General features: G+C 74.1%; 23 protein-coding genes and 1 pseudogene. 7 read left to right on the forward strand and 17 right to left on the reverse strand.

The features are described from left to right. Positions 1 to 167 precede the first annotated feature (167 nt). The 3 genes and pseudogenes from IF01_RS0129090 to IF01_RS42445 all read right to left on the reverse strand — a co-directional run bounded on the left by IF01_RS0129090 (position 168) and on the right by IF01_RS42445 (position 2,129). Entirely contained in the window at positions 168 to 971 is an 804-nt protein-coding gene (locus IF01_RS0129090; protein ID WP_030396551.1) for a DUF3710 domain-containing protein, read from the reverse strand. 69 nt (positions 972 to 1,040) lie between these two features. After that, complete coding sequence (gene dut, locus IF01_RS0129095; RefSeq protein ID WP_030396552.1) at positions 1,041 to 1,508, reverse strand: dUTP diphosphatase; 468 nt, start codon at positions 1,506 to 1,508, stop codon at positions 1,041 to 1,043. Beyond that, positions 1,505 to 2,129 (reverse strand): annotated as a pseudogene (locus IF01_RS42445) (PaaI family thioesterase). Before IF01_RS42445 ends, dut begins: the two are co-directional and overlap by 4 nt. 115 nt (positions 2,130 to 2,244) lie before the next feature. On the opposite strand from IF01_RS42445, the gene IF01_RS0129105 reads away from it, so the two are divergent. Next, positions 2,245 to 2,694: a DUF3093 domain-containing protein gene (locus IF01_RS0129105; protein ID WP_369826374.1), complete on the forward strand. Its 450-nt coding sequence runs from the start codon at positions 2,245 to 2,247 to the stop codon at positions 2,692 to 2,694. Between the two features lie 236 nt (positions 2,695 to 2,930). Here the strand turns inward: IF01_RS0129105 and IF01_RS0129110 are convergent, their stop codons facing one another. The 4 genes from IF01_RS0129110 to IF01_RS0129125 all read right to left on the reverse strand — a co-directional run bounded on the left by IF01_RS0129110 (position 2,931) and on the right by IF01_RS0129125 (position 7,065). Next, positions 2,931 to 3,230, reverse strand: coding sequence for a DUF4193 domain-containing protein (locus IF01_RS0129110; RefSeq protein WP_030396554.1), 300 nt, complete (start codon positions 3,228 to 3,230; stop codon positions 2,931 to 2,933). A gap of 519 nt (positions 3,231 to 3,749) precedes the next feature. Next, positions 3,750 to 4,727 (reverse strand): acyl-ACP desaturase, encoded by a 978-nt coding sequence (locus tag IF01_RS0129115; protein WP_030396555.1) that lies wholly within the window; start codon positions 4,725 to 4,727, stop codon positions 3,750 to 3,752. 310 nt (positions 4,728 to 5,037) lie between these two features. Then, positions 5,038 to 6,357, reverse strand: a complete 1,320-nt coding sequence (locus IF01_RS0129120) for a sensor histidine kinase (protein ID WP_030396556.1) — start codon at positions 6,355 to 6,357, stop codon at positions 5,038 to 5,040. A 54-nt stretch (positions 6,358 to 6,411) separates the two neighbouring features. Beyond that, positions 6,412 to 7,065, reverse strand: a complete 654-nt coding sequence (locus IF01_RS0129125; RefSeq protein WP_030396557.1) for a response regulator transcription factor — start codon at positions 7,063 to 7,065, stop codon at positions 6,412 to 6,414. Between the two features lie 478 nt (positions 7,066 to 7,543). On the opposite strand from IF01_RS0129125, the gene IF01_RS0129130 reads away from it, so the two are divergent. Further along, positions 7,544 to 7,729 carry a hypothetical protein gene (locus IF01_RS0129130; RefSeq protein WP_030301315.1) on the forward strand — a complete coding sequence of 62 codons (186 nt, stop codon included), beginning with the start codon at positions 7,544 to 7,546 and terminating at the stop codon, positions 7,727 to 7,729. A gap of 169 nt (positions 7,730 to 7,898) precedes the next feature. On the opposite strand, the gene IF01_RS0129135 is transcribed toward IF01_RS0129130, so the two are convergent. Together IF01_RS0129135 and IF01_RS0129140 are read right to left on the reverse strand one after the other, a co-directional pair. Beyond that, the gene (locus tag IF01_RS0129135) at positions 7,899 to 8,720 is read right to left on the reverse strand and encodes an inositol monophosphatase family protein (protein ID WP_030396558.1); all 822 of its coding nucleotides are present in this window, start codon (positions 8,718 to 8,720) and stop codon (positions 7,899 to 7,901) included. A gap of 109 nt (positions 8,721 to 8,829) precedes the next feature. Continuing rightward, positions 8,830 to 9,972, reverse strand: coding sequence for a ferrochelatase (locus IF01_RS0129140; RefSeq protein WP_030396559.1), 1,143 nt, complete (start codon positions 9,970 to 9,972; stop codon positions 8,830 to 8,832). Positions 9,973 to 10,106: 134 nt separating this feature from the next. On the opposite strand from IF01_RS0129140, the gene IF01_RS0129145 reads away from it, so the two are divergent. Beyond that, positions 10,107 to 11,363, forward strand: coding sequence for an MFS transporter (locus IF01_RS0129145; protein ID WP_051742855.1), 1,257 nt, complete (start codon positions 10,107 to 10,109; stop codon positions 11,361 to 11,363). Positions 11,364 to 11,456: 93 nt separating this feature from the next. Continuing rightward, a complete protein-coding gene (locus IF01_RS0129150) occupies positions 11,457 to 12,779 on the forward strand; it encodes a D-arabinono-1,4-lactone oxidase (RefSeq protein ID WP_030396561.1) in 1,323 nt (440 codons plus the stop codon). Here IF01_RS0129150 and IF01_RS49075 read toward each other — a convergent pair. Then, positions 12,776 to 13,597 carry a hypothetical protein gene (locus IF01_RS49075; RefSeq protein ID WP_208624374.1) on the reverse strand — a complete coding sequence of 274 codons (822 nt, stop codon included), beginning with the start codon at positions 13,595 to 13,597 and terminating at the stop codon, positions 12,776 to 12,778. The two genes, IF01_RS0129150 and IF01_RS49075, sit on opposite strands and share 4 nt — an antisense overlap. 645 nt (positions 13,598 to 14,242) lie before the next feature. Here IF01_RS49075 and sepH point away from each other — a divergent pair. Continuing rightward, complete coding sequence (gene sepH, locus IF01_RS0129160; protein WP_078880406.1) at positions 14,243 to 15,322, forward strand: septation protein SepH; 1,080 nt, start codon at positions 14,243 to 14,245, stop codon at positions 15,320 to 15,322. An 82-nt stretch (positions 15,323 to 15,404) separates the two neighbouring features. Here the strand turns inward: sepH and IF01_RS0129165 are convergent, their stop codons facing one another. Beyond that, positions 15,405 to 16,265, reverse strand: a complete 861-nt coding sequence (locus tag IF01_RS0129165) for a sulfurtransferase (protein ID WP_030396564.1) — start codon at positions 16,263 to 16,265, stop codon at positions 15,405 to 15,407. Between the two features lie 164 nt (positions 16,266 to 16,429). On the opposite strand from IF01_RS0129165, the gene IF01_RS0129170 reads away from it, so the two are divergent. Continuing rightward, entirely contained in the window at positions 16,430 to 17,179 is a 750-nt protein-coding gene (locus tag IF01_RS0129170; protein ID WP_030396565.1) for a VOC family protein, read from the forward strand. 9 nt (positions 17,180 to 17,188) lie between these two features. Here the strand turns inward: IF01_RS0129170 and IF01_RS0129175 are convergent, their stop codons facing one another. The 4 genes from IF01_RS0129175 to IF01_RS0129190 all read right to left on the reverse strand — a co-directional run bounded on the left by IF01_RS0129175 (position 17,189) and on the right by IF01_RS0129190 (position 22,808). Next, positions 17,189 to 17,845, reverse strand: coding sequence for a thymidine kinase (locus IF01_RS0129175; protein WP_030396566.1), 657 nt, complete (start codon positions 17,843 to 17,845; stop codon positions 17,189 to 17,191). A gap of 33 nt (positions 17,846 to 17,878) precedes the next feature. Beyond that, positions 17,879 to 19,063, reverse strand: coding sequence for an alkaline phosphatase family protein (locus tag IF01_RS0129180; protein ID WP_030396567.1), 1,185 nt, complete (start codon positions 19,061 to 19,063; stop codon positions 17,879 to 17,881). A 182-nt stretch (positions 19,064 to 19,245) separates the two neighbouring features. Then, positions 19,246 to 19,845, reverse strand: a complete 600-nt coding sequence (locus IF01_RS0129185) for a DUF5998 family protein (RefSeq protein ID WP_030396568.1) — start codon at positions 19,843 to 19,845, stop codon at positions 19,246 to 19,248. A gap of 92 nt (positions 19,846 to 19,937) precedes the next feature. Beyond that, on the reverse strand, positions 19,938 to 22,808 hold the full coding sequence (locus IF01_RS0129190; RefSeq protein WP_094745668.1) for a bifunctional acetate--CoA ligase family protein/GNAT family N-acetyltransferase: 2,871 nt from the start codon (positions 22,806 to 22,808) through the stop codon (positions 19,938 to 19,940). A 229-nt stretch (positions 22,809 to 23,037) separates the two neighbouring features. On the opposite strand from IF01_RS0129190, the gene IF01_RS0129195 reads away from it, so the two are divergent. Continuing rightward, positions 23,038 to 23,319 (forward strand): HPr family phosphocarrier protein, encoded by a 282-nt coding sequence (locus IF01_RS0129195; protein WP_030396570.1) that lies wholly within the window; start codon positions 23,038 to 23,040, stop codon positions 23,317 to 23,319. Between the two features lie 79 nt (positions 23,320 to 23,398). On the opposite strand, the gene IF01_RS0129200 is transcribed toward IF01_RS0129195, so the two are convergent. Both IF01_RS0129200 and IF01_RS0129205 read right to left on the reverse strand, forming a co-directional pair. After that, positions 23,399 to 25,969: an ABC transporter permease gene (locus tag IF01_RS0129200; RefSeq protein ID WP_030396571.1), complete on the reverse strand. Its 2,571-nt coding sequence runs from the start codon at positions 25,967 to 25,969 to the stop codon at positions 23,399 to 23,401. Then, a complete protein-coding gene (locus IF01_RS0129205; protein WP_030396572.1) occupies positions 25,966 to 26,718 on the reverse strand; it encodes an ABC transporter ATP-binding protein in 753 nt (250 codons plus the stop codon). The genes IF01_RS0129200 and IF01_RS0129205 overlap by 4 nt, the downstream gene beginning before the upstream one ends. Positions 26,719 to 26,744 lie beyond the last annotated feature (26 nt).

Raw genomic sequence — 26,744 nt, forward strand, 5'->3', positions numbered from 1 at the left:
ATGTTTTCCGCTCCGTTTTCCGGAGTTTCATTCAGCCGACTTCGCTTTCCGCTTGTCCCCGCTCTCTCGCGGCGACTCCGGAACTGTACGGGGACGGGAGCGTCAGAAGCAAATCGCCCCCGCCCGGTGGTCCGGGCGGGGGCGATCGGCGTACTGGGGCGCTGTGCTCAGCGGACCTCGGTGATCTCCGGGCCCCGGGCGAAGGGGTCGAGCGAGGTGCCGCCGTAGCGGTTGTCGCCCTCACCGGTGGCCGCGACGGCGCCGCCGCCGTCGGCGACCATCTGCGCGTCCTCGGGGAGCTTCAGCACGATCGGGTCGCGGGGCGCCATCGGGGTCTCGCCGCGGACGACGACCGTCTGCCGGAAGACCTGCTCCAGGATCCCGCCCATCTCGGGCTGGACGGCGGCCTGGCCGGAGATGACACCGCGCAGGAACCAGCGCGGACCGTCGCAGCCGACGAAGCGCACCAGCTGCACGCCCTGCGTGCCGTCCGGCAGCTGCACCGGGACCTGGGCACGGAGGTGCCAGCCCAGCGGGCCCTCCTCCTCCTCGACGATGCCACCCTGCGAGGTGATGCCGTTGGCGATCTCCTCACGGACCTCGCCCCAGATGCCCTCCGACTTGGGGGCCGCGAAGGCCTGGAGCTGGATGGCGCTGCTGCCCAGGACCAGGGTCGCGGCCACGATCGCGTCGCCGGCCACCTCGACCCGGAGCTCCATGCCCTCGACACCGGGGACCAGCAGGCCGCCGAGGTCGACGCGGCCCTCCTCCGGGTTCTCCAGCTCGGAGTGGTCCCACGGACCGTCCGGACGCGGAGCCGGCGGCAGGCCGACCCGGTCCGTCGGGTCCAGCTCGGTCACGTTCTCGCTCTCGGCGGAACCTTCGACGTCATCGGCCGTCTCGTCGGCGCTGATGGCGTCGTCGGCGAGCTGCTCGACAGCGTCCTCGCTCTTCTGGCGACGACGGAACACGGTCACTGTCCTTCCCGGTCCAAGACCGATGCGAATACCTGCTCGGCTTCCTGCGAGGCCGCGGGCAGCCTAGACCGCTGCGTGGCCACCGGTCGACCCGAACCCGCCCTCGGCCCGTGCCGACCCCGGGAGCTCGGCCACTTCGTGGAAGCGGGCCTTCTCGACCGGCTGGACGACCAGCTGGGCGATCCGGTCCCCTCGGCGGAAGCCGACGGTCTCGCGCGGGTCCAGATTGACGACGATCACCTTGATCTCTCCACGGTACCCGGCATCGACCGTCCCTGGGGCGTTCACCAGAGCAACGCCGCAACGAGCTGCCAGTCCGGACCGGGGGTGGACGAACGCGGCGTAGCCGTCGGGCAACGCGATGGCGATGCCGGTGGGCAGCACCGCCCGCTCGCCGGGGGCCAACTCCGCGTCCACGGTGGTCCGCAGGTCGGCGCCGGCGTCGCCGGGCTGCGCGTACTCGGGCAGCGGCAGCTCGGGGTCGAGCCGGCGGATCAGGACGTCGAGGGGCTCGCGGGGGGTGGTGCTCAAGGGTTCACCTCAAAGGTTCGGGCGCGCTGCATCAGGTCGGGGTCGTCGAGGACCTTCTCGATGTCCTCGGGACGACCGTGCTTGGTGAAGTGTTCCAGCTTCACCTGGATGAAGAGTGCCCGTGCGCGCACGGCGACCGGGCCGTCGGGCCCGCCGATCCGCGCCTCGGCGGCGCTGTAGATCTTCCGGCCGTGCGCACCGGTTATCCAGGCCCGCAGATGCAGCGTGGAGCCGACCGGGACCGGGGAGAGGAAGTCGGTCTCCAGCCGGCCGGTGACGGCGGGGACGTGCAGCAGCCAGTTGAGGGTGCCGAGGGTCTCGTCCATGGCCGTGGTCAGCAGGCCGCCGTGGGCCAGGCCGGGGCCGCCCTGGTGCTCCGGGCGGACGGTGAACTCGGCGGTGACGTCGAGGCCGGTCCCGGCGACCGCGTCGATCCGCAGTCCGCCGGGGTGCTGCGGGCCGCAGCCGAAGCAGTGCTCGTAGTGGGAGCCGAGGCGGGTGCCGGGGGCCGGGGGCCGGGGCCTCGGGCGCGCGCGGCGGGAGGACGGCCTCCGGCGGGGGCGTCGCGGGCGACGCCGGGTGGGCCGGGGCCGCGGACTCGCTGGGGGCGGCGGGGGTCAGGGGCGCGGTGGGGGCAGTCGAACCGGTCACGGCGCCCCACCCTACCGACCGGTAGCCGTGCCGGGAGCGGGGGTTGCGTCCGGCGCCCGGTGTATCGGCACCCACAATGGGGGGCATGTACGACGAACGCCTCACCGCGCCGCGCTCCTGGTGGCTGTTCCCGGTCCTGATCGGCCTCACGCTCGCCCTGATCCTGCTGCGGATCAGCGCGGTGGGCGCCCTGGTCGGGCTGGTGGTCGGCATCGCCGCCGGCGCCGCCGCGATCAGCAGTTACGGCTCCGCCCGGATCCGGGTGGTCCAGGGCTCGCTGGTCGCCGGCCCGGCCCGGATCCCGGTGGACGCCCTCGGCGCCGCCCACGCACTCGGTCCGGCCGAGGCCGCCGCCTGGCGCGGCCCCAAGGCCGACCCGCGGGCCTTCATGCTGCTGCGCAGCTACGTGCCGACCGCGCTCCGGGTCGAGGTCAGCGATCCGGCCGACCCGACGCCCTACCTCTACCTCTCCACCCGCTCGCCGATGAAGCTCGCCGAGGCCCTGGAAGAGGCCCGCCGGAACGCCCGCGCCTGAGCGGGGCCCCCACCGGGGGACGCCCGGCCCGGGCCGGGAAGACGGAAAGGGACGGTACCGCCTCGCGGTACCGTCCCTCGGCGTCTCCGGGAGACGCTTTTCCATCCGTCCGTATGACTGGTGCGTCCGTCGGGACGGACGCCGGAGCTGCCGTCCGGCCCCGCTGCCCGGGGCCGGAAGGGGCGTCGCACCGGTCTCGCGGACACCGCGAGGCCCGAGTCATGACGCCCTGGTCCTCAGGCGCCGCAGTCCCGGCAGATCGGGTTGCCGTTCTTCTCGCTGTACAGCTGGCTGCGGTGGTGGACCAGGAAGCAGCTCATGCAGGTGAACTCGTCGGCCTGCCGCGGCAGCACCCGGACGGAGAGTTCCTCGTTCGAGAGGTCCGCGCCGGGGAGCTCCATGCCCTCGGCCGCCTCGAACTCGTCGACGTCGACCGCGTTGCCGCCCTTGTCGTTCCTGCGGGCCTTGAGCTCCTCGATGCTGTCCTCGTTGAGCTCATCGTCGGTCTTGCGTGGGGTGTCGTAGTCGGTAGCCATATTTCGCTCTCCCCCTCCGGGTTGTGCGGTGTGTGCGGTATCTCCAGCGCACGTAACGCATGGGGGGTCGGTCTTGTGCCCGACCCGAGGCGGAGATTTTGCCTTACTTCAAGCCCTGTTACTCAATCGACACTCAGCCGGGGGTCCGCCGCGATGATCCACTCGGCCCCCCGAAGCCTCACGCAGGGGCACCGCGGGAGCGTGCCGACGAGCGCCCGGCGGACACGCTCCGTGAGCGAAGGTCCCCCGCGCGCCCGCCAATTCCCTTGCCCACCAGGGCGGAGAGCCAATCCTTCGTCCCGCCTCCGATCGCCGTTCCGCTCACGGACGGCGATCGGAGCACTCGGGACGATGATCACTCTCCGGGGTTGCCCGATCCTCCGGAGCGACACAGTGTGACCTTGGTCACGTTCACCCCCGGGCTGGGCAAAACATGGAAAATCCGCCCAAGCCAGTACGTCTGCCGCGGCACCCTCCGGGGCCCCGGAGGGGCGTCCGGAGGGCGCCCCTCCGCCGCGCCTACTGCTTCCGGGCCGCGATGCGCGCCAGCCGGGCCGCCTGCCGCTCGTCGAACTTGGTCGCCTGGGCGTCCAGCCCGTCGAGGAAGACGCCGAGCTCCTCCTGGGCCCGCAGGCCCTCGGGGCCGAGGCCGCCGATCTCCATCACCTTGAGGTGGCGCAGCACGGGCTGCAGCACGTCGTCGTGGTGGATGCGGAGGTTGTAGACGCCGCCGAGGGCGATCTGGGCGGCGGCCCGCTCGAAGCCGGGGATGCCGTGGCCGGGCATCCGGAAGTCGGTCACCACGTCGGCGACGGCGCGCATGGCCTGGTCGGGGGCGATCTCCAGGGCGGCCTTCAGCAGGTTCCGGTAGAAGACCATGTGCAGGTTCTCGTCGTTGGCGATCTTCGCGAGCAGCTGGTCCGCCAGCGGGCAGCCGGCGTAGTGGCCGGTGTTGCGGTGCGAGATGCGGGTGGCGAGCTCCTGGAAGGCCACGTAGGCGACCGACTGCAGCATGCTGTGCGCGTTGTCGGACACGAAGCCCTCCGACATGTGGGACATCCGCGCCCGCTCCAGCTCGTCCGGGTCGACGGCCCGGGTGGTGAGCAGGTAGTCGCGAATGGCTATGCCGTGCCGGCCCTCCTCCGCCGTCCAGCGGTGGACCCACGTCCCCCAGGCGCCCTCGCGGCCGAACATGGTCGCGATCTCGTGGTGGTAGCTCGGGAGGTTGTCCTCGGTGAGCAGGTTGACCACCAGCGAGACCCGGCCGAGCGGGGTCACCTTGGAGTCGCCGGGCTCCCAGGCCTCGCCGCCGAGCACGCCGGGGAAGTCGCGCCCGCGGCTCCAGGGGACGAACTCGTGCGGCATCCACTCCTTGGCGACCTTGAGGTGACGGTCGAGCTCCTTCTCGACGACCTCTTCGAGGGCCAGGATCAGTCGCGCGTCGGTCCAGGCGCTCGAACCGAGCGAGGTACTGCGCTGCACGGGGGCGATGGTCACGGGTCTGGCTCCTGGGGGAGGTCACGCGCCGGAGGAGCGCGTTGGACGGGCACACCGGAGTACTGGGCAACCACACTTACGGTTGCGTAGGTTACGACACCGTAAGTTGCCCGGACCGGAAAAGACAAGCCGCCCCCGCCAGGGCTTATGTCGTCTTGACGGGCCTGGCGGGGGCGGCTGGGAACGGTCGGCGTACGGAGGTCGCCCGACCGGGACGGCGGACGGGCCCGAGAAGGGCCGTGAGGGGGTCGTGACGGCCCCCGGAGCCCTCCGGTGTGCACGGGTGCAGGAGGGTCTCCGGGGGCGCCCGCTAGATGCCGGGGATGCGCACGCGCATGGTGAGACCGCCGCCGGCGCGCGGGGTCGCCTCGATGGTGCCGTTGTGCGCCCGGACCACCGAGCGGACGATCGAGAGGCCGAGGCCGACCCCCTTGTCGCTGCGGGTGCGGTCGGCGCCCTTGACCCGGCGGAACGGCTCGAAGATGTGCTCCAGCTCGTAGCCGGGCACCACCGGGCCGGTGTTGGAGACCACCAGCTCGCCGCCGCCGGGGACCGGGGCGGTGGTGATCTCGACCCAGCCGTCCGGGGAGTTGTAGCGGACGGCGTTCTGCAGCAGGTTGAGCGCGATCCGCTCCAGCAGGATGCCGTTGCCGGCGACCACCGCCGGGTGCAGCGTGGCGCGCAGGTCGACCCCGCGCTTGGCTGCCTCGGCCCTGGTCTGCTCCAGGGCCCGGGTGGCGGCCTCGGACAGCTCCACCGGGCTGCGGTCGGTGAGCTCGTTGTCGCTGCGGGCGAGCAGCAGCAGACCCTCGACCAGTTGCTCGCTGCGCTCGTTGGTGGCCAGCAGGGTCTTGCCGAGCTGCTGGAGGTCGGCCGAGGCCTCCGGGTCGGAGAGCTGGACCTCCAGCAGCGTGCGGTTGATCGCCAGCGGGGTGCGCAGCTCGTGCGAGGCGTTGGCGACGAAGCGGCGCTGGGAGTCGAAGGACCGGTCCAGCCGCTCCAGCATGTCGTCGAAGGTGTCCGCGAGCTCCTTGAGCTCGTCGTCCGGGCCGTCCAGCTCGATCCGCCGGTGCAGGTCGGAGGAGGCGACCTCGCGGGCGGTGCGGGTGATCCGGCCGAGCGGGCGCAGCACCCGGCCGGCCATCGCGTAGCCGGCCGCGAAGGCGATCGCGGCAAGGCAGACCAGCATGGTGAGGGTCTTGCGCAGCAGCAGGTTGAGCGCGGTGTTGGCCTGGTTCGTCTGGTAGGCGTCCAGCCAGTTGTTGAAGTCCTGGGCCGCCACCTTCTGCCCGTCCGGGGTGATGAAGGTGAACGGCACCTCGGAGCGGAGCGAGATGTTCGGCAACTGGGTGTCGCGGAATCCCTGCCGCACGAAGACGTACATCAGCAGCAGCAGCACCACCCCGGCCATCAGGAACATCCCGCCGTAGAGCAGGGTGAGCCGGATCCGGATGGTCGGGCGGAACGGCAGCCAGGCGAGCATGCCGTCCCCGGGCACGTAGCCCTCGGGCTGGTGCAGTCGGGGGGCACGCGGCGGCTGGGACGGCTTGGGCGGGACGGGCCGGCCGGGCACGGCGCGCCCGCCGGAGGGCGCGCCGGAGGGCCCGCCGGCCGAGGGCGGGGTGGTCATGATGGTCCTCTCGGGGCGTCCGCCTGGGCGGGCGCGGGGTGGGGGCGGGTCCGGTCAGATCCGGTAGCCGGAACCGGGCACGGTGACGATCACCGGCGGGTCGCCGAGCTTGCGGCGCAGGGTCATCACGGTGACGCGCACGACGTTGGTGAACGGGTCGGTGTGCTCGTCCCAGGCCTTCTCGAGCAGCTGCTCGGCGGAGACGACGGCACCGCCGGCCCGCATCAGGACCTCCAGGACGGCGAATTCCTTGGGGGCGAGCTGGACCGGGCGGCCGTCCCGGATGACCTCGCGACGGCCCGGGTCGACCGAGATGCCGGCCCGTTCCAGGATCGGGGGCAGCGGGACGGTGGCACGGCGGCCCAGGGCGCGGACCCGGGCGACGAGTTCGCTGAAGGCGAACGGCTTCGGAAGGTAGTCGTCCGCCCCGATCTCCAGGCCCTCGACCCGGTCGCTGATGTCGCCGGAGGCGGTCAGCATGATCACCCGGGTGGCGAGGCCCTGCTCGACGACACTGCGGCAGACATCGTCGCCGTGCACGAGCGGCAGGTCGCGGTCGAGGACGACCACGTCGTAGTCGTTGACCGCGATGCGCTGGAGCGCGGCCTCCCCGTCGTACACCACGTCGACGGCCATCGCCTCGCGGCGCAGACCCGTGGCGACTGCCTCGGCGAGCAGCTGCTCGTCCTCGACGACGAGAACCCGCACGGTCGTTGTCCCTTCTCCAGGCCGGCCCCGGAGGCGGACGCACGGCTCCGACGGTGGCTCCATCCTGCCTGGTCCTGCGGTAAAGCAGCGATAAGCTGCCCCGGAGGCAGGTCCGCCCGCCGGCGGCGCCGGGCCCGCGGCGGGGTCCGCACGGGGGTTCACGGCCAGGGGTTCGTGGCGGGAGCAGTCCGGTTGGACTGTGACGCGGGCAACTTTCTCGCGGCGGGAGGTTTCCCCGCCCCCGGGGCGGGGAGGAGTGCTGCACACCCGCGATCCGGTTCTGAGCCGATCGCACCCACCCGCCGTGCGTTCATCCGCGCCGGCCCTGGGGCTCGGGGCGTCACGGGAGCGGCCGAGGGCCGTCTCCGCGCCCGACCGGACATCTTCACCCGACCGGATCGGACGCTTCCGCTGGCTACCGCACACCTGGGGCAGGGGGCGCACGACCGTGCACGTCCGACACAGTAAGGGGGCCCGTATGGACGCCTTCACCGCCGGAATCCTGCAGCGCATCGCCAACGCCGAGCAGGACCTGCACCGCGCGATCGAGGCCGGGGACGAGTTCCTCGCCGAGGTGGAACAGTCCGAGCTGGACGACCTGCGCCGTCTCGCCGCCGAGCACGGCGTGGACACGGTGCTGGAGCGCCACCGCACCGCCGCCTGATCCTCCGACCGCCCGACCCGTCGCCGGACCTCCGGCACCAGCGGCCCTGCGGGGGCCGTGCGAAAACCCAGGCCCTGGCATCCCCCGTATGTCAGGGCTCTTCGCTGCCCGGGTGTCCCCCCGCCGGGCCCGCCCGGACAGGGCGGCCCGGCGGGGGACCGGGTCCGGGTCACTCGGCGGGCACCGCCCGGTCCGCCCAGGCGCGCAGCGCGGCCAGCCGCTCCTGGAGCGGCTCGTACACCCCGGGCGCGGCGGCCACGGTCAGCTCGCCGTCCGGGCCGTGCCCCGGGCGGCCGCCGACCAGGGCGCCGGCCTCGGCCGCGATCAGGCAGCCCGCCGCCCGGTCCCAGGGGGCCAGCCCGCGCTCGTAGTAGCCGTCCAGCCGGCCCGCCGCGACGTCGCAGAGGTCCACGGCCGCGGCGCCGGCCCGACGGATGTCGCGCACCTCCGGCATCAGGGCGAGCACCACCTCCGCCTGCCGCACCCGCACCTCCCGGACGTAGGCGAAACCGGTGCCGATCAGCGCCTGGCCCCACGGCGGCGCCGGGCGGGTGGAGAGCGGCTGCCCGTCCCGGTGCGCCCCCCGACCGATCACGGCGTGGAACAGCTCACCGCGCGCCGGGGCGTACACCACCCCGACCACCGCGCGCCCGTCCAGCTCGGCGGCCACGCTGACCGCCCAGGAGGGCAGCCCGTACAAATAGTTGACGGTGCCGTCGAGCGGGTCGACGACCCAGCGCACACCGCTGGTGCCGGGCCGCTCGGCGCCCTCCTCGCCGAGGTAGCCGTCCTCGGGCCGGCGGGCCGTGATCAGTTCCAGGACGAGCTTCTCCGAGGCCAGGTCCATCTCGGTCACCACGTCGACCGGGCTGCTCTTGGTGGCGGCCACGCCGAGGTCGGCGGGCCGGCCGTCGAGCAGCAGCGCCCCGGCCCGGCGGGCGGCGTCCAGGGCGACGTCGAGCAGCTCGTCGAGCAGGGCGGGGTCGGGCACGGCGGGGCTGGACACGGGGATCTCCTCCGGGGCGGGGCGGTCGGTGCTCGGCGGCGGGTCGGTGCTCGGCGCCGGTCAGCGCTCGGCGGCGGTCAACGCTCGGCGGCGGTCAACGCTCGGCGGCGGCCGGGCGGGGCGCGCGCGGGTTGGGGCAGCAGGCCACCGCGCAGACGTCGTGGCTGGGGCCGAGCGCGCCCAGGGCGCAGCGGGACACCGGCTCGCCGCGCTCGGCGGCGGCCCGCTCCAGGACGAGCTCGCGGACGGCGGCGGTGAACCGGGGGTCGGCCCCGACGGTGGCGGCCCGGGCGACCGGCAGGCCGAGCTCGGCGGCCCTGGCCGTCGCCTCGGTGTCGAGGTCGTACTTGACCTCCATGTGGTCGGAGACGAAGCCGATCGGGACCATCACCACGGCCGGGGCGCCGTCGGCGTGCTGCGCCTCCAGGTGGTCGCAGATGTCGGGCTCCAGCCACGGGATGTGCGGGGCGCCGCTGCGGCTCTGGAAGACCAGCTCCCAGGGGCGGTCCGCGACTCCGGTGCGCCCGGCGACGGCGTCGGCGACCAGCCGGGCCACGTCCAGGTGCTGGGCGACGTAGGCGCCGCCTGGGCGGCCCCGGGCCGGGTCGTCCGGGGCGCCGGAGGTCTCGGCCATGGTGTCCGGGATCGAGTGGGTGGTGAACGCCAGCCGGGCGCCGGCCCTGGTCCCCTCGGGCAGTCGGTCCAGGGCGGCCAGGGTGGCCTCGATCATCGGCTCGACGAAGCCGGGGTGGTTGTAGAAGTGCCGCAGCTTGTCGACGCGGAGCTCCGGCAGGCCCTCGGCGGCCAGGGCGGCCAGCGCGTCGGCGAGGTTCTCCCGGTACTGGCGGCAGCCGGAGTAGCCGGCGTAGGCGCTGGTGGCGAGGACGGCGATCCGGCGGTGCCCGTCGGCGGCCAGCTCGCGCAGGGTGTCGACCAGGTAGGGCGCCCAGTTCCGGTTGCCCCAGTACACCGGCAGGTCGAGGCCGTGCTCGGCGAAGTCCTTGCGCAGCGCGGCCAGCAGTTCGCGGTTCTGCTCGTTGATCGGGCTGACGCCGCCGAACAGGAAGTAGTGCTTGCCCACTTCCCGGAGCCGTTCCTTGGGGATCCCCCGGCCCCGGGTGACGTTCTCCAGGAACGGCACGACGTCCTCGGGGGCCTCGGGCCCGCCGAAGGAGAGCAGCAGCAGGGCGTCGTACGGGGCGGCGCCGGTGTGGGAGGTGTTGCGCGCGTCGGACATGGGACCGATCCTGCCACTGTGGGCCGGGGGGCCGATGCCGGGACGGCGCCCGGTGTCCGGAAAATACCGATTGCCAAGGTTCGTAAGCTGTGTTTGCCAGCCTCGTCCCTTACCCCCCGATTTGCGGAGCTACCGTGCTGTCCAGCTACCGCCAGATATTCGCCGCCCCCGGCACTCTGGCCTTCTCGTCCAGCGGCTTCATAGCCAGGCTGCCGATCTCGATGACCGGCATCGGCATCGTCACGATGCTCTCCCAGCTCAGAGGCTCGTACGGCATCGCGGGCCTGGTGTCGGCGACGCTGGCGGTCTCGGCGGCGGTCCTGGGGCCGATGGTCTCCTGGCTGGTGGACCGGCACGGGCAGCGCCGGGTCGCCGTGCCGGCGACCGTCATCACGATCGCCGCCGCGACCGGACTGCTGCTCTGCGCCCACTTCTCGGCGCCGACCTGGACGCTGTTCGTCTTCGCGATCGGTATGGGCGGGATGCCCAGCACCGGCGCCATGGTCCGCGCGCGCTGGGCGCACCTCTACCGGGACGAGGCACCGAAGCTGCACACCGCCTACTCCTTCGAGGCGGTGGTCGACGAGGTCTGCTTCATCGTCGGCCCGATCCTCTCGATCGGACTGGCCACCGCGGTCTTCCCCGAGGCGGGCGTCCTGCTCGCCGGGATCTTCCTCGCCGTCGGCATCGCCCTGTTCACCTCCCAGCGGCGGACCGAACCGCCGCTGCACCCCGCGCACGCCCACACCGGCGGCAGCGCGATCCTGAACGGCGGCCTGATCGTCCTGGTGCTGACCTTCGTCGCCACCGGGGCGATCTTCGGCTCGGTCGAGGTGGTCACCGTCGCCTACGCCGAGGACCAGGGCCACAAGGCGATCTCCAGCGTGATCCTGGCGCTCTGGGCGCTCGGCTCCTGCGTGGCCGGCTTCGTGTTCGGCACCCTGAAGCTCACCGGGTCGATGGCGAGCCGCTTCTTCGGCGGCGTGGTCTTCATGGCGGTCAGCATGGTGCCGCTGCTGCTGGTCGCCGAGTCGGTGAGCGGGGTCGGCGGCCTGGTCGCGGTCGGCGGCGCGCTGCTGATCGCGGGCATCGCCATCTCCCCCACCCTGATCACCGCGATGGCCCTGGTCGAGCGGCTGGTCCCGGCCGCCCAGCTGACCGAGGGCATGACCTGGACGACCACCGGGCTGGCGATCGGCGTCGCGGTCGGCTCCTCGGTCGGCGGCTGGACCGTCGACGGCGCGGGAGCGGCGGCCGGCTACTGGGTCCCGCTGACCGCCGGGGTGTTCGGCGTGCTGACGGCGGCGGCCGGGCTCAAGCGGCTGCGGGCCGGGCTGGACGCCGAGCCGGGCAGTCCCGCGTCCGCCGAAACCGTGGACCTCGGACGCTGACCTGCCTTACCCTCCTCCCTACCCGCGGCCTACCCGTGGGTAGGGAATGAGGTGAGCCGACACCCGTTCGGCCACGGAGCAGGAGGCGCCGCAATGCCCCAGGCCAGTACCGCTACCCGCACCCGCTGGACCAACTGGGCGGGCAACCAGAGCACCGTCCCCGCCCGGGTGGTCACCCCCGGCAGTGCGGAGGAGCTGGCCAAGGAGATCCTGCGCGCCGCCGACCGGGGCGAGACCGTCAAGGCGGTCGGTTCCGGCCACTCCTTCACCGCGATCGCCTCCGCCGGGAACGGCGTCCTGGTCCGGCCGCACGGACTGACCGCCGTACGCGGGATCGACCACGAGAACGGCACCGTCACCGTCGAGGCCGGACTGCCGCTGCACCGGCTCAACCGGCTGCTCGCCGCCGCCGGCCTCTCGCTCACCAACATGGGCGACATCGAGGTGCAGACCGTGGCCGGCGCCACCAGCACCGGCACCCACGGCACCGGCCGGGACTCCGGTTCGCTGGCCGCCCAGATCCGCGGCCTGGAGATCGTGCTCGCCGACGGAAGCGTCCGGCACTGCTCCCCCACCGAGAGCCCGGAGCTGTTCGAGGCCGCCCGGCTCGGCCTCGGCGCGCTCGGCGTGATCACCGCGCTCACCCTCGCCGTCGAACCGGCCTTCCTGCTCACCGCGCACGAGCAGCCGATGCGCTTCGACGAGGTGCTGCACCGGCTGGACGACCTCACCGCCGTCAACGAGCACTTCGAGTTCTACTGGTTCCCGCACACCGACCGCTGCGCCACCAAGCGCAACAACCGCAGCCAGGGACCGGCCGCTCCGCTGCCCCGGTTCAAGGAGTGGCTGGAGGACGACTTCCTCTCCAACACGGTGTGGGAGGGCGCCTGCCGGGTCGGGCGCCGCTTCCCCGCCTCGGTGCCCACGATCGCCGCGCTGGCCAGCCGCGCCTGGTCGGACCGCAGCTACACCGACACCGCCCACCGGGTCTTCACCAGCCCGCGCAAGGTGCGCTTCGTCGAGATGGAGTACGCGGTGCCGCGCGCCTCGGTGGGCGAGGTGCTGCGCGAGCTGCGGGCCATGGTCGAGCGGTCCCGCTGGAGGATCAGCTTCCCGGTCGAGGTGCGGTTCGCCCCGGCCGACGAGGTCTGGCTCTCCACCGCCCACGGCCGGGACACCGCGTACATCGCCGTCCACCTCTACCGGGGCACCGCGGAGCAGGGGTACTTCACGGCGGTGGAGCGGCTGATGACCGAGCACGGCGGCCGGCCGCACTGGGGCAAGCTGCACACCCGGGACGCCGAGTACCTCGCCGGGGTCTACCCGCGCTTCGCGGACTTCACCGCGCTGCGCGACGAGCTCGATCCCGACCGCCGCTTCGGCAACGACTACCTGCGCCGGGTGCTGGGCACCTAGGACCCCTGGGCCCCCTGGCCCCCCTGGGACGCCTGGGGCGCCCGGGGCGTCGTCGCCGGGTCCGGGGCCGCCGGCGGGGGAACGACGGCGGTGGTCGGCTCCGGGGGCTTCGGGCTCGCGCCGCCGGACGGCTTCGCGGAGGCGCTCCCGCCGCCGGACGGCGCCGAGGGCGTGGCCGAGGCGGACGGCTCGCCGGAGGGGCGGGCCGAAGGGGAGCCGGAGGCCGGCCCGGAGGGCGTCGCGCCGGAACCGCCCGACGCGCCGGAGGACGGGGAGGCCGTCGGGTCCGAGGACGGCCCTCCACCCTCCGTGCCCGGACGGGCGCCGGGGCTCGGCCGCCCGGAGGCGCCGCCGTCCCGGCCCGTCGAGGGCGAGGGCACGTCGGCCGGCCCGGAGGGCGGCGGGTCGGTCGGCGGCTTCCGGTCGACCCGGCCGCCCAGCGAGGTGCCGGTGCCCGACTCGCCCTGGACCGTCGCCGACACCGGTCGGCCGGTCGCGAGCTCGAAGGCGAGGATCGGCACCATCGCGACCGTGAACACCAGGGCCGAGACGGCCGCGTACGTCTTCCAGCCCCACCGGCGGCGCGCCCGGACCACCCGCGGCGTGCTCCACTCGGCCGAACCGGGCGGCGGGGCCGGATCGGCCCGGTCCGGCTCCGGCGCCTGCCGCAGCCCGTTCACCAGCTGCCCCGGACCGGCGGCCCGGTCGACCGCGCCGCGCAGCTGTTCCCCGGTGCGCCGGAAGAGGTGCTGGAACAGCGCCCCGCCCGTGGTCGCGCCGATACTCACCACCGCCGCGCCGAGAATGGTTCCGTACACCCCGAGTTCGGACGCGAGCACCGCCCCCACCACGGTGGCCAACGCGCTGGCGGCGACCTGAGTCCCACTCAGATCAATTCGCCTGCGACCTTCCTCCGCTCCGCCCCGTTCGGGCTTCTGCTCCGGCATCGACATCCCTCGCGTCAGTACGACTGTCCTTCGAACAAGTCACTCCATCCTGCCCAAAGAAGGACACAAGGGTCGAAAATGCGGTTCTTCGCGAGAGATATATGTGAAGATGATCACCGTTCATCGGTCGATCCTCGGCCATTGGGGTCGTGCGCTCTTGAGATTCCCGTGAATCGCGGGAGACTTGAGCGGCGAGCCGCCCCTCCGGATGCCACGAATGGAGTACTGTTCGTAAAGCCTGAGCCCAGGTCGACTTGTCGACTGCCCATCAACCGGCAGCTTGACAAGGAGTGGTGGCGCAGGCGCGCACGGCGACACCGGTCCCGGATCGTCGCGTCACTCCACGTGCGAGGACGGTCGGGGCACCCAGGCGCGACGTCGACGGATGACGTGGCAAAAAGGCAACCGTGCCACAGCGGCGTGGCCGGGCGTAAGCCCGACACGCCGGGGAACTCAGCAAGGTTGTGGCCAGTCGCGAGTGGGCAGGCCACACTCAGTACGGGAGCAGCGACGCAGGTGACGTCGGCAGGCACCACCCGGGAGGTAAGCGTGCCCGAACTGCGGGTTGTGGCCGTCAGCAACGACGGCACACGGCTGGTGCTCAAGGCTGCCGACAGCACGGAGTACACCCTCCCCATCGACGAGCGGCTCCGGGCCGCCATCCGTGGTGACCGGCCGCGCCTCGGCCAGATCGAGATCGAGGTCGAGAGCCACCTCCGCCCCCGGGACATCCAGGCGCGGATACGAGCCGGTGCCTCCGCCGAGGAGGTCGCCCAGGCCGCCGGCATCTCCGTCGACCGGGTCCGCCGCTTCGAGGGTCCGGTGCTGGCCGAGCGCGCCTTCATGGCCGAGCGGGCCCGCAAGACCGCGATCCGCCGGCACGGCGAGGCCCCCGGCCCGCAGCTGGGCGAGGCGGTCTCCGAGCGGCTGGCCCTGCGCGGCGCCGAGAAGGAGACCGAGCGCTGGGACTCCTGGCGGCGCGACGACGGCACCTGGGAGGTCATCCTCTCCTACCGGGCCGACGGCGAGGGCCGCAGCGCGGCCTGGACGTACGACCCACCCCGGCGACTGGTGCAGCCCAACGACGACGAGGCCCGCGCGCTGATCGGTGAGTCGGTCGAGCGCGAGGAGGATTCGGTCTTCCCGTTCATCCCGCGGATCGCCCGACTCCCCCACGACCGGCCGCTGCGCCCGATGATCGACCGGCCCTCGGCCGACCGGATCATGTCCTCCCGCGAGGTCCGGGAGTCCCGCGAGGCGACGGCCGAGTCCCGGGACTCGCTGACCAGCCTGCTGGACGTGGTGCCCGCCTTCCGCGGCGACCTCGCGGTCGGCGCGCCGCCGCCGATCGAACCGGTCCCCGCCGAGGTGGCCGAGGAGGAGGCGGCGGAGCCCGCGGCCGCCGCCCCGGCGGTCGGCGCCGGCTCGGCGTACGCGGACATCCTGATGCCCCGGGCGGTGGCACCGCACCGGGAGCGGCTGGTCGGCACCACCGACCGCCAGGCCGAGGCCGACGGCGTGCGGCCCGGGCGCCGGGCCACCGTGCCGAGCTGGGACGAGATCGTCTTCGGCAGTCGGCGCAAGAAGCAGGAGTAGCAGGGCCGTAGGACAGCGGGACAGCAGAGCGGCGCGAAGGCGCGGACGACCCCGGTCGTCCGCGCCTTCGGCGTCCGCGGGCTCAGCCGGGCTGGTCGGTCACGGCGACCGGGCGGGCCGCGTCACTGGACCACTCGCTCCACGAACCCGGGTAGAGCGTGGCCGGCAGACCGGCCACCGCGAGCGCCAGGATCTGGTGCGCGGCCGTCACCCCGGAGCCGCAGTAGACGGCGGTGCTCCGCTCCCCCGCGCCCAGCTCCCGGAACCGGGCGGCGAGTTCGGCGGCCGGACGGAAGCGGCCGTCCGGGCCGACGTTCTCGGTGGTCGGCGCGGAGACCGCGCCGGGGATGTGGCCGGCGCGCGGGTCGATCGGCTCGGTCTCGCCCCGGTAGCGCTCCCCCGCCCGGGCGTCCAGCAGCAGCGCCTCCCGGGCCCAGGCGGCGGCGCCGTCCGCGTCGACCACCGGCAGCTGCCCCGGGACCGGCTTGAAGTCGCCGTCCCCGGCCGGCGGCACCTCGGTGGTGACCGGCAGTCCGGCCTCCTGCCAGGCCGCGAAGCCGCCGTCCAGCACCCGGACGTCCGGGTGCCCGGCCCAGCGCAGCAGCCACCAGGCGCGGGCCGCGGCCAGCGAGGTGGCGCCGTCGTAGACCACCACCGGGCGGTCGGCCGAGACGCCGAGGCGGCGCAGCGCGGCGCCGAACTCCTCCGGGTCGGGCAGCGGGTGGCGGCCGCCCTGCCCGGGCGGGCCGGCCGGGGCGGCGAGGTCGGTGTCGAGGGCGACGAAACGGGCACCCGGCAGATGGCCGGCGGTGTAGTCCTCGATGCCGGGCGGACCGCCGAGCTGCCAGCGCACATCGAGCAGGAGCGGCGGGCGCCCGGAGTCGAGCGACTCCTGCAAACCGGTCACCGACACCAGCGGGGAGTCATTGTGAATGGTGGTCATGGCGGTCATTCTGGCGCAGTACCGGGCCGCCCGGAGGGCCAGCGCTCTTTGTGCGCTCTTTGCCGGATTTTCCGCGCGGCCCGAGGGTTCGACGAGCGCCACGGTGGAAGCATCACCCTCACTGCGCCGTTTCGTGCGCCGACCGCCCGTTGAGGAGACCTGTCATGCCCGCGCTGACACTCCGGCTGGCCCAGGGCACCCCGTGCTGGGTCAGCCTGATGACCGACGACCTGCCCGGTGCCCGGGCCTTCTACGGCGAACTGCTCGGCTGGACCTTCGCCCCGGGGCCGGCGCAGCTCGGCGAGTACGTCCGGGCCCGCCTCGGCGAGGAGCCGGTGGCCGGGCTCGGGGTGTCCGCGGTGGACGGCTTCCCGGTGCAGTGGACCAGTTACTTCGCCGTGGACGACGCGGACCGCGCGGCCCAGTTGGTGCGGGAGTGCGGCGGCACGGTCGCGGTCGGGCCGCTCCAGGCGGAGCGGGCCGGGCGCCTGGCGATCGCGGCCGACGTCTCCGGCGCGGTGTTCGGACTCTGGCAGGGCGAGGAGCACCTCGGCCGGGAGACCGGGCCGGGGCCGGGCGGACCGGCCTGGACGGAGCTGCTCACCCCGGACGCGGACGGCGCGGCCGGCTTCTACCGCGCGGTGCTCGGGGTTCCGGTGGCCGAGGCCGAGGGCGGGTCGGCGCTGCTGGTCGGCGGTCGGCCGGTCGCGGGGATCCGGCGCGGCGCCGAGCTGCGCGGCCACCCGCCGCGCTGGCGCACCCACTTCGCGGTGGCCGACGTCGATCTGACGGCCCGGCGGGCGGCCGAGCTGGGCGGCCGGGTGCTGGTGGCACCGCAGGGGACGCCGCGCGGCCGGGCGGCCCGGCTGGCGGACCCGCGCGGCGGGCACTTCTCGGTGCTGCAGGCGGGCTGACGCCGCGGCTCAGGCCTGCTGCTCCTCGAAGGGGAGGACGTCCGGGGAGAGCACGGCGGCGCGGGCGGTGGCCGCGGTCAGGCGGCGGCGGTGGTGGCGGCGGCAGAGCACCTCGTAGCCGACCTCGTCCTCGCGGACCGAGATGTCACCGATGACGACCTGCGCGCCCTCGACCACCATGACCCCGCCGACGGTGCGGGCGTTGTGGGTGGCCCGGGCGCCGCACCAGCAGAGCGCCTCGACCTGGAGCACCTCGACCCGGTCGGCGAGTTCGATCAGCCGCTGGGAGCCGGGGAAGAGCCGGGTGCGGAAGTCCGTGGTGATGCCGAAGGTGTAGACGTCGATGTCGAGTTCGTCGACCACCCGGGCGAGCTGGTCGATCTGCCCGGGGTCGAAGAACTGGGCCTCGTCGCAGATCAGGTAGTCCACCCGGCCGCCGGCCGAGAGCCGTTGCACCACATGGGCGTGGAAGTCGAACTCGTCGGCCACCTCGACCGCGTCGGCGCGCAGGCCGAGCCGGCTGGAGATGGTGGCCGCACCGGCCCGGTCGTTGCGGGTGAGGATGATCCCCTGCCGGCCGCGGGCGGCGTGGTTGTGGTCCATCTGGAGCGCGAGGGTCGACTTCCCGCAGTCCATCGTGCCGGAGAAGAACACCAGTTCAGCCATGGGTGGTGCAAATGCCTTTCGCATCGAGGGAGTTCAGCGGCGGAATTCGAGCAGCGGCACGAACTGCTCGACCGGGGTCATCGAACCGTGCAGGCCGATCATCGCGGACTCGCCGGGCTCGTTGCGGGAGGCGACGACCGCGATGTCGTCACGGGCGGCGGCGACCACGTCGCCGATCCGGTGGTAGACCCGGTCGTCCACGGCGGGGCCGAACCAGCCGGCCTCGATCGCCTGGTCCCTGGTGGCCACCCACATCCGGTCGCCGAGCACCTCGCTCCAGACCGTGTGGACGTCGGCGGCGGCGCCGGGGACGGCGTAGACGTGGCGGGCACGGCCCTCGCCGCCGAGCAGGGCGACGCCGGCGCCGAGCTCCCAGTCCTCGTCGAAGTCGATCCGGTCCTCGGGGGCGATGTCGATCATGCCGTGGTCGGCGGTGACGTACATCACCGAGCGCGGGGGCAGCTGTTCGGCCAGCCGGCGGGCCAGCCGGTCGACGGCGTCCAGGGTCATCCGCCACTCGTCCGAGTCCACCCCGAAGCGGTGGCCCGCGCCGTCGAGTTCGCTGACGTACGTGTAGACGAGCGCGCGGTCGTGCTCGGCGAGCCAGGCGGCGGCCCGGTCCATCCGCTCCTCACCGGTGGTGCGGCCGAGGAAGGTGCCGCCGGAGAGCGCGACCCGGGTGAGCGGGGTCTGCGCGAACAGCGGGGAGGACACCTGGGCGGTGGCCACCCCGGCGGCGTGCACCTGCTGGAAGACGGTGGGGTACGGCTGCCAGGCGGCCGGGTCGGTCGGCGGCTGCCAGCGCAACTGGTTCATCAGGTGCCCGGCGCCGGGCACCGCCACCGTGTAGCCGACCAGGCCGTGCAGACCGGGCGGGGTGCCGGTGCCGACCGAGGCCAGCGAGGTGGCGGTGGTGGACGGGAAGCCCGCGGTCAGCGGCCGGCCGGTGCCGCCGAGCGAGCCGGCCGTCAGCGAGGTGAGGAACGGCGCGTACTCGGGGTGGCGCAGCAGCAGCTCCCAGCCCAGGCCGTCGACCAGGAAGACCACCGCGCGGTCGGCGGGCGCGAGCGGCAGCGCGGTGCTGAAGCCGGGCACGCCGAGGCCGGCGGCCACCGAGGGCAGCAGGTCGCTGAGCGAGCCGCTGCCGTAGGGCGGCGCGGGCGCGGTGGCGGGGTCGAGGAGCTCGAAGGCGTCGTGGCCGTCGGGGGCGAAGGGCATGGTGGCGGGGGTGGCTTCCTGGCTGGCCGGAGCGGTCCGGACCCGTGGCGGGCGGTGTCCGGACGGCGGCGGGGCGGCGGTCGGCGCGCGACCGTGCGGGGCGGCGCCGGTCGGCGCGGTGCTGCGGGTCTGTTCGGGGTTGTGCGGGTCCGTGCGGGTCGGTGGGGCGACGCGGGGTGGGGTCAGACCCGGGGGCCGCTGGTGACGGTCGCCTCGGAGAGGGCGCGGGCGAAGATCAGGGCCTGGGCCACCGTCTCCGGTCCGTCGCCGGCCTCGCTGACCCGCAGGGACAGGTCGTCGGCGGTGGCGGAGCCGGTGTAGCCGTGGTCCGCCTCGCAGTTCGGGTCGGAGCAGCCGGCCGGTTCGAGGTCGAGCCGCTGGACGGCGCCCCAGCCGATGGTCAGCACCACCTCGCGGGGCAGCGTGCCCGGGGTGTAGGTCTCCGGGTTGGCGACCATCCGGCTGACCACCACGGAGTTGATCCGGTCCAGCCGGACGCTCTCGGTGGAGGTGGTGGCGAGCGGGACGGCGGGGCTGCTGCCGTCCCCCGTCTGCTCGTCGGTGTGGCTGACCACGAAGCGGGTCGGGGTCAGCACCAGGACGGTGACGTGCCGGCGGACCTCGTTGGCGTCGAAGGTGGTCTCCTGGTGCACCAGGTAGGAGCTGATCGGCTCGGGACCCACCGCGGACTCGACCGCCTCGGACACCAGGGCCGGGTAGTAGCCGCTGCGCTCGATCGCCGAGCGCAGGTCCTGTGTGGTGGTGGTACCGGTCTTCGCCATAACTCCATCCTGGCATGGTCCCCCGACGAAGCGGGCGGCACGGCGCCGAGCTTCGGACAACGGCGCCCGGGTCCGGACGCAACCAAGGAAGGTTACAGCGTGCTCATGGCGCGCGGGCCCAGATCACTGCGGACCGGCAGGGGCGCGATGCGTACGCGCGCCCCCAGGATCGCCAGTCCGTGCGGGGCGACGACCACCGGTTCGAGGTCCACCGAGGCGACCTCCGGCAGGTCGTCCACCAGCCGGGACACCCGCAGCAGCAGCTCCTCCAGGGCGTCGGTGTCGACCGCCTCGGCGCCCCGCCAGCCGAACAGCAGCGGGGCCGCCCTGACCTCGCGGACGAGTGAGGCGACGTCCTGGTCGGTGGCCGGAACCAGTCGGTGGGCGACGTCGCCCAGCAGTTCGGCGGGGGCGCCGGCCAGACCGAAGGAGAGGATCGCGCCGACCGCCGGGTCGACGGTGGCGCCGATCACGGTGTCCACGCCGCGGGGGGCGAGCCGCTGGACCACCAGCGCGGCCTGGGCGGCTCCGCCGAGCAGCTCGTCCAGCTCGCGGTGCGCGTGGCGCAGTCCGGCCTCGCCGGTCAGGTCGAGCCGGACGCTGCCCAGGTCGGGGCGGTGGCGCAGGTGCGGGGCGGTGGCCTTGAGCGCGACCGGGTAGCCGAGGGCCGCGGCTGCCCGCACCGCGCTCTCCTCGTCCGGGGCGGGCAGGGTCGGCGAGACGTCGATGCCGTAGCGGGCGAGCAGGGCGGCCGCCTCGGGGTCGGGCAGGGTGATCCGCGCCCCGCCGGGCTGGGTGCGGGCGGCGACCGCGGGGCGGGTGGAGAGCGCGGCGTCGACCAGGGCGCGGGCGCCCGCCTCGTCGATCCGGTCGAGTTCGGGGACCCTGGCCGTCTCCTCGGCCTCGGCCATCCGGCGGCGCCAGTCGGCGTAGTGGACGGCGTGCGCGAGGGCCCGGACCGCCCGCTCGGGGGCGGGGTAGGAGGGGATGCCGCCGGGGCGCAGCCGGTCCGGCAGGTCGGTGAGGGCCAGGTGGGCGAGGAGCAGCGGCTTGCCGGCGGCCCGGGCGCGCTCGCCGGCGGCGAGCAGGGCGGCGGCGATCTCCGGATCGTCGGAGCCCACCTCGGGGCCGGTGGGGCCGGCGGGCCGGCCGGCCGGGCGGGGCCCCCAGGACTGGCTGCCGATCGGCGGGATGGCGACGGCGATCACCGCGTCCACCCCGGGGTCGGTGAGCGCGGTGTCCAGGGCGATCCGGAAGTTCTCGCCGGTGGCGGCGGTGGTGAGGTCGACCGGGGTGCGCGGGCGCAGGCCGGCCGAGAGGCAGGCGTCGTGGGTGAGCAGGCCCAGCGAGTCGGAGTTGCCGACCACGGCGACCCGGTCGCCGGGCGGCAGCGGCTGGTGGGCGAGCAGGTCGCCGGTGTCGTACAGCTCGGTGATGGTCTCCACCCGGGTGACGCCGGCCTGCTGGAAGAGGGCGTCGACGGTGGCGTCCCGCAGGCCGGTGGCGGTGGCCGGGACGGCGTGGCCAGGCGGCAGGCTGCCGGTGTGGCGGGCGCCCTTGACCACGACCACCGGCTTGGCCTGGGCGAGCCGGCGGGCGATCCGGGTGAACTTGCGGGGGTTGCCGAAGGACTCCAGGTAGAGCAGGACGACCTCGGTGGCCGGGTCCTCGGCCCAGTACTGGAGGAAGTCGTTGCCGGAGACGTCGGCGCGGTTGCCGACCGAGGCGAAGGAGGAGACCCCGAGGCCGCGCCGGTGGCCGGCCTCCAGCAGGGCGACGCCGATCGCGCCGGACTGGCAGAAGACGCCGAAGGTGCCCCGGGCGGGCAGCACCGGGGCGAGCGAGGCGTTCAGCGGGTGCTCCGGGTCGGTGGAGATCAGGCCGAAGGCGTTGGGGCCGATCACCCGCATGCCGGCCGCCCGGGCCTGGCGGACCAGGGCGCGCTGGCGGTCGCGGCCCTCGGGGCCGGTCTCGGCGTAGCCGGCGGTGACCACCACCAGGCCCTGGACGCCGTGCGCGCCGCACTCGGCGACCGCCTGGGGCACCGCGGAGGCGGGCACGGCGATCACGGCGAGGTCGACCGGGCCGGGGATCTCCAGGACCGAGCGGTGAACCGGGAGGCCGTCGAGCTCGGTGCCGGGCGGGGCGTTGCGGTTCACCGCGTACACCGGGCGGTCGGCGGCGGCGAAGCCCGTGAGCAGGTCGCGCAGCAGGGTCCGGCCGACGGTCTGCGGGTTGCGGGAGGCGCCGATCACGGCGACCGAGCGCGGGGTGAGCAGCCGCTGCACCGAGCGGGCCTCGGCGCGGTGCTCGCGGGCCCGCATGACGGCGAGCGAGGCGGCGGTGGGTTCGAGGTCGAACTCCAGGTGCACCACGCCGTCGGCGAAGCTGCGGCGCTGGACGTAGCCGGCGTCGGTGAAGACCTTCACCATCTTGCGGTTCTCCGGCAGCACCTCGGCCTGGAAACGGCGGATGCCGCGTTCCTGGGCGACCGCGGCGATGTGCTCCAGCAGCGCGGAGGCGACGCCCCGGCCCTGGTGGGCGTCCTGGACCAGGAAGGCGACCTCGGCGTCGGTGCCGGTCTCCGAGGGGCGGCCGTCGGCGTCGATCCGGTCGTAGCGGACGGTGGCGATGAAGCGGTCGCGGACGACGACGGCGAGGCCTACCCGGTGGACGAAGTCGTGGTGGGTGAAGCGCCGGACGTCCTTGTCGGAGAGCCGGGGGTAGGGCGCGAAGAAGCGGAAGTACTTGGACTGGTCCGACACCTGTTCGTAGAACTCGACCAGACGGCCCGCGTCCGCCGGGGTGATCGGGCGGATCCGGGCCGTGCCGCCGTCGCGCAGCAGGACGTCGGCCTCCCAGTGCTGGGGGTAGTCCGGGAGAGCCGGGGCGCGGTCCTGGCGGGCCGCCGTCCGGGCGGGCGTCGGGTCCTGCTCGGGGTGCGGTGCCGCGGAGTCGTCCACGATCGCCAGGTTATCCGGCGGCGGGCCGAATGGCGCCGGGCGTGCGTTCGCGGCAGGGTGGGCAGGGCCTCTGAACGGGGATTATGCGCCGTTTATGGCTCTGAAAGAAACAATCACAAGTCCCGAACGCGGCGGCTCGCAGGGGTCGGCTGCATGCAACACTGGTCTAGACAACATGGCCGTTCCCCCCATCGCGGCCATGACCAGCTTCACCGGAAAGGCACGTCTCATGGCAGAGCGCCGCGTCACCATCGGTTGGGCCGAGGGCCTGCACGCCCGTCCCGCCTCCGTCTTCGTCAAGGCCGTCGCGGCCACCGGCGTGCCGATCACCATCACCAAGCCGGGCGGCAACCCGGTCAACGCCGGCTCCATGCTCGGCCTGCTCGCGCTCGGCGCGCAGGGCGGCGACGAGGTCGTGCTGGCCTCCGACGCCGAGGGCGCCGACGAGGCCCTGGACCGCCTGGCCGCGCTGGTCCAGCAGGGCCTGGACGAGCTGCCCGCCGCAGCCTGAGTCCCGCAGCGCGCACACGTCCGGAGCCCGTGCCCCGTTGGTCGGGGGGCCCGGGCTCCGGTGTGCGCGGCGGCGGCCGTCAGCCGGCCGCGATCGCCCGCAGGATGTCCAGCCGGGCCGCCCGGCGGGCCGGCCGCAGACCGGCCACCGCACCCGCCACCAGCCCGGCCACCAGCACCACGGACAGCTGGAGCGGCGGGACGGCGAAGCTGCCCGTCCCCTCGGTGTCCGCCGCCCGGACCAGCGCCCAGCCCAGGAACGACCCCAGGCCCAGGCCGCCGATCGTGCCGAACATCGCCACCAGCACCGACTCCCAGCGCACCATCGCGCGCAACTGGCTCCGGGTCTGGCCGACCGCCCGCAGCAGGCCCAGCTCCCTGGTCCGCTCGTGGACCGCCAGGGTCAGCGTGTTGGCGATCCCCAGCAGCGCGATCAGCACCGCCAGCGCCAGCAGCGCGTAGACCACCGAGAGCATGATGTCGACCACCGAGGCCGAGTCCTTCGCGTACTCCGCCCGGGTCTGCACCTTCGGGTCGCCGAACGGCACCGCCGCCGCCGTCACCGCCGCCTTGCCGGCCGACAGCGAGACCCCGTCCTTCAGCGCCACCGCCACCAGCGAGTCGGAGTCCTGGCCCTTGTGCGGGGCCCACGCCTCCCGGGTGACCAGGTAGTCGCCGGCCAGCTCACTGCCCTGGTACAGCGCCTTCACCGTGAACGGCGCCTCGGCACCGTCGCTGAACCGCACCGGCACGGTCGTGCCCACCTGCCAGCCCTGCTTCTCCGCCTCCGACCTGGACACCGCCAGGCCGTCGGTGCCCAACTGGAGCGAACCGTCCACCCGGCCGAGGTCCACGATCCCGGCCAGCCGGGTCGGGTCGGTGACGTCCAGGGTCCGGCCGTGGCCGTCCACCCGCGCCACACCCCGGCCCAGGCCCACGCTCTGCCGCACCTCCGGCAGACCGGCCACCGCGTCCGCCAGCTTCGGGCTGAGCGCACCGGCCCGGAAGCCGCCGGTGGAGATCGCGAGATCCCCGGCGAAGGTCCGGCTCACCGTGTCGTCCATGGTCGCCTTGATCGAGGCGCCGAAGACGGTGAACAGCGAGACCACCGTGACCCCGACCATCAGCGCGCTGGCCGTCGCGGCCGTGCGCTTCGGATTGCGGGTCGCGTTGCGCTGCGCCAGCACGCCCGGCATCCCGCGCAGCCGCGGCAGCGGCGCACCCAGCAGCCGCACCACGAAGGTCGCGAACACCGGGCCGAGCACCACCACACCGAGCAGCGTCGCCACCGCGCCGCCCGCGGTCAGCCCCACCGAGGGGCCGTCCGTGGCGCCGACCACCGTGGCGGCCACCCCGGCCGCGACCAGCAGCGCACCGGCGGTCCAGCGGACCCGCCCGGCCCGGCCGTCGGCCGCGCCGTCCACCGCCACCGCCCGCATCGCGGCCAGCGGCGCCGTCCGGCCCGCCCGCACGGCCGGCGCGACCGCCGAGCCGACCGCGGTGACCGTGCCCACCAGCAGCGGCAGGGCCACCGAGACCGCGCCGATCACCAGGCTGCCGGTCGGCAGGCTGAAGCCGATCACCTTGAACAGCGACGTCAGCCCGGCCGCGATCCCGATCCCGCCGAGCACTCCGGCCGCCGAGGCCGCCAGCCCGACCACCACCGCCTCCGCCAGGGTCGCCCCCAGTACCTGGCCGCGGGCCGCGCCCAGCGCCCGGAGCAGCGCGTTCTCCCTGGTGCGCTGCGCCACCACGATGGCGAAGGTGTTGTGAATGGTGAAGGTCGCCACCAGCAGGGCGATGCCCGCGAAGACCAGCAGCAGGGTGGTGAACATGGTCAGGAAGCGGCTGGACACCTGCGCGGTGGCCTCCTCCGAGACCTTCGTCCCGGTCACCGCCTCCAGCCCGGCCGGCAGCTTCGCCGTCAGCGCCGTCACCAGCTCCTGCTGGGAGACGCCGCCCGAGGCCCGGAACTGGATCGAGGTGGCCTGGCCCTGCCCCTTCGGGGTCAGGTAGCGCTCGGCGTCCGCGAGGGTCAGCCCGGTGTAGGTGTTCTGGCCCATGCCGTCGGCCGAGGCGCCGAAGGTCGCGATGCCGACGATCGTCACCGACACCGGGTCGGGGGCGCGCAGGATGGTCGAGTCGCCGATCTTCAGCTCACCGGCCTTGGCCGCGCCCCGGTTGATCACCGCCTCCCCCGGCTGCTGCGGCGCCCGGCCCTCGGCCAGCCGGTACGGGTTGAGCCCGCTGTCCGGCTGCCAGTAACCGGCCAGCGTGGGCGGCCCCTGGCCGCCCACCGCCTTGCCGTTCTTGCCGATCAGCTGGCCGGAGCCCTGGATGGCCGGCTCGGCCGCCGCGACCCCGGGCACCTGGCGCAGCTGGTCCGCCAGCGCGAGGTCCACCGGGGCGCGGACGCCGCCGAAGGTGTTCTCGGTGTCCATCACGTCGGCGCTGCGCACCACCGCGTCGGTGCCGCGGTTGGCATCGGCGAACAGGGTGTCGAAGCTGCCGCGCAGGGTGTCGCCGAGCACCAGGGTGCCGGTCAGGAAGCTCACCCCGAGCAGGATCGCGGTGAACGTCCCGGCCAGCCGGCGCTTGTGCGCGGCCAGCGAGCGCAGACTGATCCGAAGGGTGGCGGTCGCACTGCTCATGACCCCGCGCCTCCCAGGGCTGCCGCGGGGGCACGGTCGAAGTCCTTCATCCGGTCCAGCACCCCGGCCGGGGTGGGCCGCTCCATCCGGTCCACCAGCCGGCCGTCGGCGAGGAACAGCACCTCGTCCGCGTAGCCGGCAGCGGTCGGGTCGTGGGTGACCATGACCACCGTCTGGCCCATCTCGTCCACCGCGCGGCGCATCAGCTCCAGCACCTCGGCGCCGGTCCGGGAGTCCAGGTTGCCGGTCGGCTCGTCCGCGAAGACCACCTCCGGACGGCCGGCCAGCGCCCGGGCCAGCGCGACCCGCTGCTGCTGGCCGCCGGACAGCTCGGTCGGCCGGTGCTCCAGCCGGTCCCGCAGGCCGACCGCGTCGATCAGGGTCTCCACCCACTCCCGGTCCACCTCGCCGCCGGCCAGGTCGACCGGCAGCGTGATGTTCTCCCGGGCGGTCAGCACCGGCACCAGGTTGAAGGACTGGAAGACGAAGCCGATCCGCTCCCGGCGCAGCAGGGTCAGCCTGCGGTCGTTGAGGTTCTCCAGCTCGGTGTCACCGATCATCGCGGTGCCGGCGGTCAGCCGGTCCAGGCCCGCCGCGCAGTGCAGCAGGGTGGACTTGCCGGAGCCGGACGGCCCCATGATCGCGGTGAGCCGGCCGGCCGGGAAGCCGACGGTCACGTGGTCCAGGGCGCGCACCTCGGTGCGTCCGACCCCGTAGACCTTGACCGCGTCGGCCACCCGGGCGGCCATCCGGTCGGTTTCGACCAGTTCGAGGA

It is taken from the genome of Kitasatospora purpeofusca, from assembly GCF_000718025.1.
In the GTDB taxonomy this organism is placed as follows: Bacteria; Actinomycetota; Actinomycetes; order Streptomycetales; family Streptomycetaceae; genus Kitasatospora; species Kitasatospora purpeofusca.